Annotated in this window: 6 protein-coding genes; 1 reads left to right on the plus strand and 5 read right to left on the minus strand. The window is 74.8% G+C overall.

The genetic code is table 11. From position 1 onward, the window contains the following. Nucleotides 1-1,412 (plus strand): tetratricopeptide repeat protein (locus tag ABD317_RS29465; RefSeq protein WP_486389024.1); only part of this gene is annotated, 1,412 nt, incomplete at its 5' end. A gap of 42 nt (nt 1,413-1,454) precedes the next feature. Here the strand turns inward: ABD317_RS29465 and ABD317_RS29470 are convergent. The 5 genes from ABD317_RS29470 to ABD317_RS29490 form a co-directional block, all read right to left on the minus strand. After that, a complete protein-coding gene (locus tag ABD317_RS29470; protein ID WP_344293678.1) occupies nt 1,455-2,219 on the minus strand; it encodes a YqeB family protein in 765 nt (254 codons plus the stop codon). 187 nt (nt 2,220-2,406) lie between these two features. Beyond that, nucleotides 2,407-5,445: a 3-keto-alpha-glucoside-1,2-lyase-like domain-containing protein gene (locus ABD317_RS29475; protein ID WP_344293680.1), complete on the minus strand. Its 3,039-nt coding sequence runs from the start codon at nt 5,443-5,445 to the stop codon at nt 2,407-2,409. A gap of 99 nt (nt 5,446-5,544) precedes the next feature. Next, nucleotides 5,545-6,477: a dihydrodipicolinate synthase family protein gene (locus ABD317_RS29480; RefSeq protein WP_344293682.1), complete on the minus strand. Its 933-nt coding sequence runs from the start codon at nt 6,475-6,477 to the stop codon at nt 5,545-5,547. Between the two features lie 53 nt (nt 6,478-6,530). Continuing rightward, entirely contained in the window at nt 6,531-7,124 is a 594-nt protein-coding gene (locus ABD317_RS29485; protein ID WP_344293684.1) for an exonuclease domain-containing protein, read from the minus strand. Between the two features lie 55 nt (nt 7,125-7,179). After that, a complete protein-coding gene (locus ABD317_RS29490) occupies nt 7,180-8,430 on the minus strand; it encodes an ROK family transcriptional regulator (protein WP_344293686.1) in 1,251 nt (416 codons plus the stop codon). Nucleotides 8,431-8,779: the final 349 nt, after the last annotated feature.

An 8,779-nucleotide genomic window follows, 5' to 3' on the forward strand; every position in this document is an offset into this window, starting at 1 on the left:
CGCGTCCTGGATCCCGAGGCCCAGCCCCTGCCGTACCGGAGATCCGGGCCCAGGCCGCCGAGGTCGCCGCCGCCGTGCTGGCGCCGCTGCGCGAGCCGGTGCGCGGCCGGCGCCGGCCCGCCGACGTGGTCGGGCTGCCGCTGTCCACGCACGCGGCGGCCGCCGCCGCGTACCGCATCGGCCTGGAGCGGCTGCTGAAGGTCCGGGCCGGCGCCGAGACCGCCTTCGCCCGCGCCGTGGAGCTGGACCCCGGCTTCGCGCTGGGGCACGCCGCGCTCGCGCTCGTCGGGCACGAGTGCGGCGCCGAGGTCGACGTGCCGCGGGCGCTGGCCGACGCCCAGCGGGCCGCGCGCGAGCGCGCGGACGACCGCGAACGGGCCTTCGTGGAGGTCGTCACCCGCCGGATCGCCGGCACCGCCGACTCGGCCGCCGACACGGCGCTGACCCGGCATCTGGCCGCGTACCCGGGCGACGCGCTGGCGCTCAGCGTCGCCGTGCCGACCATCGCCTTCTCCGGCGTCACCGACCTCGACGGCGCGATGGCCCGGCGGCTGGTGGAGCGCACCGCGCCCGCGTACGAGGGGCACTGGTTCCACACCTCGCTGCTGGCCTTCATGCGCCAGGACGACGGCCGCTTCGGGGAGGCCGCGGAGCTGGCCCGCCGGGCGCTGGCCGTGGAGCCGGCCGCGGGCCACGCGGTGCACGCGCTCGCCCACGTCCACTACGAGACCGGGGCCCACGAGCGCGGGCGCGACTGGCTGGACGGCTGGATCGGCGACCAGGGCCGCGGCGCCACGCACCGGGCGCACTTCTCCTGGCACGTCGCGCTCCACGAGCTGGCGCTCGACGACCCGGACGCGGTGCGGCGGCGCTGGTTCGCGCAGCTGGCGCCGGGACGGGTGCGCGGAGTGCGGGCGCTGGTGGACTCGGGGTCGCTGCTGTGGCGCGCCAGGATGTCGGGGTGCTGGACCGGTGAGCAGCCGGTGGAGGGCGTGCTGGCGGCGGTCGCGCGGGAGGTCGTGGAGCGGCCGGCGACGCCGTTCACCGCGATGCACAGCGCGGTGGCGCTGACGGCCGCGGGCGACCTGCCGGCGCTGCGCCGGCTGCGGACGCACGCCGCGGGCGCGGACCCGGTGCAGCGCGAGGTCGTGGCGCCGCTGTGCGAGGCGCTGGAGGCGGTGCTTGAGGAGCGCTGGCCGGACGCGGTGGCGCGACTGGAGGCCGTCCGGCCGGTGCTGCGCAAGGTGGGCGGCAGCGCGGCGCAGCGCGAGGTGGTGGAGGAGACGCTGCTGTTCGCGCTGGTGTCGGGCGGCCGGTGCGACGCCGCCCGGCGGCTGCTGGAGACCCGGCTCGACCGCCGCGACTCCCCCGCCGACCACCGCCGCCTCGCGGCGCTGCCCGGCCTCGGCTGACGCGTGCGGCGGCGGGGCGGCCGGGCCGCGCGCGGCGCGCGGTCAGCCGTCCGCGGCCCCGGGGCGCAGCGGGCGCCAGTACTGCCGCGTGCCCTCCTCGCGGACCACGTAGCCGAGGCGCTGCGCCTCGTCGCGCAGTTCCTCCGCGTCGGTGGCGTTCTTCTTCCGCAGCGCGTGCTCGCGGGCCTTCAGCACGGCGTTCGCCGCCGCGGACAGCTCCGCGGAGTCCCGCACCCAGCGGTGGTAGCAGCCGGCGTACGGGTCCTCGTGCAGCCACCGGTAGCCGTGCGCGGTGAACGCCCGGTCGAGGTCGCCGGGCTCCAGATCCGACCGCTGGCGCACCACCTGGCGGGCGGCGGAGTCGAGGACGACCAGCCGGTCCTTGTCGAGGAAGACGGCGGCGACCTCGGCGCGGGCCAGGATGCGGGACTCGCCGTCCTTGGCGATCCGTACGGTGTCGCCCTCGAAGGTCACGCGCATCGCCAGCGCGTACCCGAGGAGCCCGCCGCCCAGCCCCAGCACCAGCCCGGTCACGGGGCCGGCGACCGCGGTCCAGCCGTCGTCGAAGGAGGCCACCAGCTCGAACGGGCCCTGCATGGGCGCCCAGCGCAGTCCCGCGACCCGGTCCGCGACGTGCGGGACGAGCCAGCCGAGGAGCACGCCGAGCGCGGGGAGGCCGGCGAGCAGCAGCAGGCGGTACACCACGCCGGGGCCCACCGTGGCGGCGGGGGGCTTGGCGGGGCGGTCGCCGTCGGGGTCGCCGCCGCGGCGGTCGTCACGGGACATCGCGGGTGCTCCGGAATCCATCGTCGGTCGTCCTTCCTGCCGTCCCCGGCGACGCTACGGACGCGGGGTGCGGCGGGGATCGGCCGAAGGTCTGCGGAGCCCGGCGGCGGGTACGACTTTGGTCGCCGCCTGCCGGACGGCGGCGGCGCCGGACGCGAACCGGCCCCGGAGCCGTCGGGCTCCGGGGCCGGGGGGCTTCACCGCCGGGTCACAGGGGCTGGACGGTGATGTTGCGGTAGCGGACGGGGTTGCCGTGGTCCTGCAGCCGGATGGCGCCGGCCGCCGGCGTCTCCGGCTTGCCGGCCCCGGTGGGACCGTCGACGGCGACGTCGTCGTGCACCTTGACGCCGTTCCACACCACCGAGATGCGCGCGTCCTCGGTCTTGTCGCCGTCGGCGTCGAAGCGCGCCGCGCGGAAGGTGATGTCGTACGTCTGCCAGGTCCCCGGCGGCTTCGCCGCGTTCACGTCGGCCGCCTTCTTCTTGTAGATGGCGGCGGCGTCGTCGTTCGCCAGCGGGTCCTTGCCGTACGAGTCGAGGATCTGGACCTCGTACCGCTCCTGCAGGTACACGCCGCTGTTGGCGCGGTCCTGCCCGGTGACGTCCGGCGGCAGCTCGGGCAGCCAGAACTCCACGTGCAGCTTGAAGTCCCGGTACGCGTGCTTGGTGCGGATGTCGCCGCAGCAGACCTCCATGGCCTCGCCGTCGAGCAGCGGCCACTCGGGCGTTCTGCCGTCCACGTGCTGGAAGGCGGAGCGGTCCGCGCCGTCGAAGAGCGTGACGGGCTCGCCGCTGCGGTGGACGGTGACCATGTCGAGGTTGACGTGGCCGGTGTCGTCCTCCTCGTTGACGTAGGCGATCGTGTTGCGGCCGGCCCGCAGGGTGACCTGCTCGGTCTGACTGGACCACTCCTCCCAGGTGCCGGTGGACGCCAGCTGCGTCTGCTTCACCTTCTCGCCGTTGACGTACATGCTGACCGTCTTGGTGCCGGTGAAGGGGTTCGGGCCGTTGGAGTAGCGCAGTCCGACGTCGTACGAGCCTCCCTTCCGGGTCGTGACGTCGAACGTGGTGGACGCGCCCTCGGTGCCGTAGCCGGCGACGAAGCCGCGGCCGGAGTAGGCCTCGTGGTCGGTGGCGAGGCTCGCGCCGCCGGCGAGCCGGGCCTCCTCGGCCTCGTACGCGGTGGGCACGCGCTCCTCGGCGCCGGGGATGTTGTTCAGCGTGTACCACGCCTCGGTGCTCCACAGCCCGGCGCCGCCCTCGGCGGTGAACGGGCGCGGGGAGCGCACGTGCACCACGTGGCCGGGCTTGAGGCCCGGGATCTGCAGGGTGACGGTCTTCCGGTCGTCCGACAGCTCCGCGGAGGTCACCGGCAGCACCTCCTCGTCCACCTTCGGGCCGCCGTAGTCGGCGGTGGGGACGTAGCGCCACTGGGTGACCGAGTAGCGCTCGGCGAGGGTGTCGGCGGTCTCCTGCGACAGCGGCTTGGTGTAGCGCATCTCGAAGCCGGTCGAGGTGGCGTCCATCGAGACGATGTCGAAGGCGTCGTTCCCGCTCGGCGTCAGCTTCTGCAGCCCGTGGGTCAGCTTGCCGGGCTGGCCCCAGTTGCCGCCGGCGCCCAGGCCGCCGGCGTAGATGGCGCCGTCGGGGCCCATGCTGATGCGGTTGACGCCGGCCTCCAGGCCCTGGGTCATGCGGAAGACCGCGCCCTGGTAGGCGCCGCCGACCTTCTCCAGGTCGGCCCGCTGGATGCCGCCGTAGGTGACGTCGCCGAAGAGGAGCTGGCCGGCGAAGGTGCCCTTCTCCAGGTACAGCGGCGTGCTCGGCGAGTTGGCGATCTCGTTCTGCGGCAGCCAGAGCACGGGCTGGGTGACGGGCTGGTCGTCGAACGGCCCGTCGGGGTTGGTGTAGTGGTTGAAGAAGCGGTCCTGCTTGACGTGCAGGAGCTTCGACGACGGCAGCCAGCCGCCCTGGTTGTCGAGGACGAACAGGTCGTCCTTCGGCCCCCAGCCGATGCCGTTGGGGGTGCGCAGACCGCCGGCGACGTACGAGACCTTGCCGGTCTTGCGGTTGACCTTGATGGTGGTGCCGCGGTTCTCGGAGGGCTGCGGGTCGGTGGTGGCCCCGCCGTAGTTGATGGCGACGGAGAGGTTCAGGTAGAAGTGGCCCTTCCGGTAGAGCAGGCCGAAGGCGAACTCGTGGAAGTTGTCGCTGAACGGCCAGGTGGCGACGGTCTCGTACGCGTCGGTGACGTCGTCGCCGTCGGTGTCCTTCAGCCGCGTCAGCTCGTGCTTCTGCGAGACGTACAGGTCGCCGTCGACGTACTTGATGCCCTGCGGCTCCTTCAGGCCCTCGGCGACCTTCTCCACGGTCACCTGCCCGGGCGAGGTGTCGCCGGTGACGTTGTCGAGGAGGTAGACCTCGCCGGCGACGTTGTCGGTGCCGCCCCAGGTGGTCACCGCGAGCCGGCCGTCGGGCAGCCAGTCCATCGCGGAGACCTGCGGCTCGAAGCCCTCGGGACGCAGGTCGGTCAGCTCGAAGTCGGGATGGACCCCGTTCAGCGGCAGGCCGTCGCCGGGCGAGTCGGTGAAGCCCTCGCACTCCTTGCGGCCCGGCGCGGTGACGCGGACGACGCCGGCGTCGGTGCTGAGCACCGAGTTCGGCACGGTGGTGAAGCCGTCGTCGCCCGGGGGCTGCCAGCCCAGGGTGACCTGCTGGCCGCCGCCGCGCTCGAAGTGCTCGATGAACAGTGAGTGGTAGCCGGCGGTCAGCTCGACGGTGCCGTCCTTGGGCGGATCGGTGCCGTGCAGCCCGTCGTGGTCGATGACGACCTGGTTGTCGATGAGCAGCCGTGCGCCGTCGTCGCTGGTGAGGCGGAAGGTGTACGTGCCGTCCCGGGGCACGTTGACGTTGGCGATGGTGTGCGAGACGAAGTTGTCCTCGAAGCCGAAGTCCTCGGCGGTCGAGAAGTCGATCTGCGGCATGAGCTTGTCGACGTTCGGCGTCTGCGCGGGCTTGAGCGCGCAGATCTCCTCCAGGGGGACCTGCACGTCGTACGTGCGCAGCGTCACGCCGGGCTCCTGCGGCGGGAGTTCGGCGAAGGGCTGGTTCTGCGGGCCGGGGGCCCGCTCGGGATCGGGCGCGGGGTCGGCGCCGGCGGGTGCGGCCCAGAAGCCGCCGACGAGGAAGGCCGCGGCGAGCACCGGGGCCAGCCGTCTGCGGACACGCTGATACAGCCGTGCGGACATTCGTTCCTCCAGACGCGAAAGAGGGCGGGAAGAACCTGCGGATTCCGGGCGGGTGCGGCGCCGAGCCTAAAGACTTCGTCCGGTCCTGTCCATGCTTTGTCATCCCAGAGAAAAAAGTTCCGGCACCAGGGCGTGGGCGTCGCGGCGGGCGGGGAGCACCGCCTCCTCGGGGGCGGCGGCGGCCGGCCACCGGGTGCGCACGCCCGTGTCGGCCCACCCGCCCACGGCGGCGAGGAACTTGTCCAGCGCGGGGTTCGACAGGCCGCGGGCCTGCAGCGGCGCGATGTGCCGGCGGAACAGCTCGGCCAGCCGGTGCTGCACGTCGAGCGCGGCGGCCGGGTCGGAGTGCATCGACTCGTACCAGCGGACCGAGCCGGCCGGGGCGAGCGCGGCGACGTTGGAGTAGCTGCCGTGCGCACCCCGGGCGACGCCGGAGGCCAGCAGGTGGCCGGGCACGAAGACGGAGCAGCGGGCGGTGTGCGGGCGCACCGCCGCGTACCAGGCGTCGTCGCCGCCCGCGGTCTTGAGCCCGACGAGCGCGGGCACCTCGTCCAGCAGCCGGCCGAGCAGCGCGGGCGAGACCGCGGTCTTGGCGTGCGGCGGGTTGTAGAGCACCAGCGGCACCGGGTCGGCGGCCTCGGCGACCCGGGCGAGGAAGGCGACGGCCTCGTCGTCCGCGAGCGGCAGCCAGTCCGGCAGGATCACCTGCAGGGCGCCGGGGGCCAGTTCGCGGGCCCGCCGCGCCCGCGCGAGCGCGGTCTGCGCCACCGGGTGCGAGGCGCCGATCTGGAACGGCACGCCCGCGGCCGTGCACCGCTCGGCGAGTAGCTCGTTGACGCCGTCGAACTCGTCCTCGGTCAGCGTGTGGAACTCGCCGGCGGTGCCGTGCGCGTAGATCCCGTGCAGGCCCGCGGCCAGCAGCGCGTCCAACTGCCCGGCCAGCCGGGACCGGTCGATCGCGTCGCCGCCGTCCAGCGGCAGCAGCAGCGTCCCCCAGACCCCGGTGATGTCCTTCGCTCTCAGTGGTCTCATGGGGGGAGCGTACGGCCGGGGTCCCCGGGGCCGTACGCCCGGCCGGCCGGGCCCTACGGACAGCCGGCGGGGAGCGTGGCGCCCGCGGCGCGCAGGTGCCGGAGCGCCGCGGCGAAGGAGTGGCAGTCGAAGAGCGCCGAGTGCTCGGCGCCCGCGGCGGGCTTCGGCAGGCCGAGGACCTGCCACAGCCGGCCGACGTTGGCGCCGGCGGTCTCGGGCGCGAGGGTGTTGAGCCAGGGGCGGACGTTGAGGAAGCCGTTGTGCAGGAAGCCGTTCGCGACCTGCTCCCCGCGGGCCCGGGCCCAGCCGACGTTCTCGCCGAGCACGATCATGTCGTTGCCGTACGAGAGCACCGAGCAGCCCTTGCAGAAGCCGAGGAAGTCGCCGAGCGCCGCGGCGGGTGCGCGGCCCTCGCGGTCGACGGCCTCCTGGTCGATGCCGGTGAGTTCGGTGAAGTACGGGGACAGGTGCGGGTTGGCGACGGGCCGGACCAGGGTCTCGAACGCGTCGGTCACCGCGAGGTCCGCGTCCAGCCGCAGGGCGCCGATCTGCACGATCTCCCGCAGCTCGCCGGGCGCCGACCAGTCCCGCTCCTGCGCTCCCGGCCACGTGGTGAACTCCAGGTCGAAGACGATGACTGCCGGCACGTGACCCTCCTGACGTTCGCGGCGGCCAGCGTACGGGCGCGGGCCCGCGGAACGGTCAACGGGGGTGGCCGGCGGCCGCGCCGCCCGCTGCGGTGTCGGTCGCGGTGCCGGTTGCGGCGGCTTCGGCGGCGGCGAGCCGGGCGTCGGCGCGGTCGGGGGCGTAGAGGTCGTCCACGACCATGGCGGCGGCGCCGAACAGGGCTGAGCGGTCCCCGAGCCGGGCGGTGACCACGTCGAGGTGCGCCGTGGTCCGCGGCATCGCCCGCCGGTACAGCAGTTCGCGCACGCCGGTCAGGAACGGCACGGAGGCCAGCTCGCCGGCGATCATCAGCACCCCGGGGTTGAGCAGCGTGACGACCGTGACCAGCACCTCGCCCACCCGCTGGCCCGCCTCCCGGGCCAGCCGCACCGCCTGCGGGTGCCCGGCGGCCAGGTGGTCGCGCACGTCGGAGCCGGACGTCGCGGGCACGCCGAGGCCGTCGAGGCGGGCGGCGACCGCGTGTCCGCTGGCGACGGCGGCCAGGCAGCCGTACGCGCCGCAGCGGCACAGCGCCTCCGGGTTGCCGGGCAGGCGGATGTGCCCGATGTCGCCGGCGCCGCCGTCGATGCCGCGGTAGATGCCGCCGTCCACGACGACCCCGGCTCCGATGCCGGTGGACGCCTTGACGAGCAGGAAGGCCGTGCAGCCGGGGAAGCCGGCGCGTTGTTCCCCGTACGCCATCAGGTTGGCGTCGTTGTCGACGAGCACGGGGACGTCGGGGGCGCCGCCCAGCCGGGCGGCGAACGTGCGCCGCAGCCGCGCGGGGATGGCGTACCCGTCCCAGCCGGGCATGATCGGCGGCTCCACGACGCGGCCGGCGGCGAAATCGACGGGCCCGGGCACGGACAGCCCGATGCCGCAGACCCGGGCCGCGGTCTCGCCCGCCTCCGCCAGCAGCGGGCCGAACCAGCGGCACACCTCCTCCAGCACCGCTTCCGGCCCGTCGCCGATCACCAGCGGGCCGGTCCGCTCGGCCAGCACCTCGCCGGCCAGGTCGAGCACCGCGGCGCGGCCGTGCCGGGTCTCCAGGTCGGCGGCGAGGACGACGGCGTGCCGGTCGTCGAACTCCAGCCGCGCGGAGGGCCGTCCGCCGGTGGAGGTGCCGGCCACCTCGCGGATCCAGCCGGCCCGGAACAGCTGGTCGAGGCGGAGCCCCACGGTGGACCGGGACAGCCCGGTGGCCTGCTGCAGCTCGCCCCGGGTGGGCGCCTCGCCGGTGCGGATGAGGTGCAGCAGGCGGCCCGCGCTGGCCGGGTTCGCCGCCATCGTGCCCCCAGTCCCTGCTCGTCGGCGCACACCGGGCCACCGGTGCACGCCGGCTGGTCGGCCGGTCCGCGCGCCCCCGCGGCCCTCCGCGCCGACGCGCTCCCCCGGAGACCAGAAGTACCACGCGGCCGCGGCGGCCGCCGAGCGGGGCGGCAGAAAATCGAACCTAAGCACGAGGAACGAGCGTGTGTGCGACGCGGGTGGGTCGCGGACCACACCCGCGGGTGGATTAGGACGGCACCGAGCGTAGTCCGGCGCGGCGTTGAGTAGCTTCCGGCCGTGACCCGGGAGAACCCGCCGCCCGCCGCCCGGCCAGCCGCACGGGCCGCCGCGCTGCTCGCGGCACTCG

The sequence above is a fragment of the Streptomyces synnematoformans genome, assembly GCF_039531005.1.
Classification (GTDB): domain Bacteria; phylum Actinomycetota; class Actinomycetes; order Streptomycetales; family Streptomycetaceae; genus Streptomyces; species Streptomyces synnematoformans.

Bases quoted from the DNA above. Each gene is read 5' to 3' on its own strand.
- ABD317_RS29490 (WP_344293686.1), bottom strand. From the start codon at position 8,430: ATGGCGGCGAACCCGGCCAGCGCGGGCCGCCTGCTGCACCTCATCCGC.
- ABD317_RS29475 (WP_344293680.1), bottom strand. From the start codon at position 5,445: ATGTCCGCACGGCTGTATCAGCGTGTCCGCAGACGGCTGGCCCCGGTG.
- ABD317_RS29470 (WP_344293678.1), bottom strand. From the start codon at position 2,219: ATGGATTCCGGAGCACCCGCGATGTCCCGTGACGACCGCCGCGGCGGC.
- ABD317_RS29480 (WP_344293682.1), bottom strand. From the start codon at position 6,477: ATGAGACCACTGAGAGCGAAGGACATCACCGGGGTCTGGGGGACGCTG.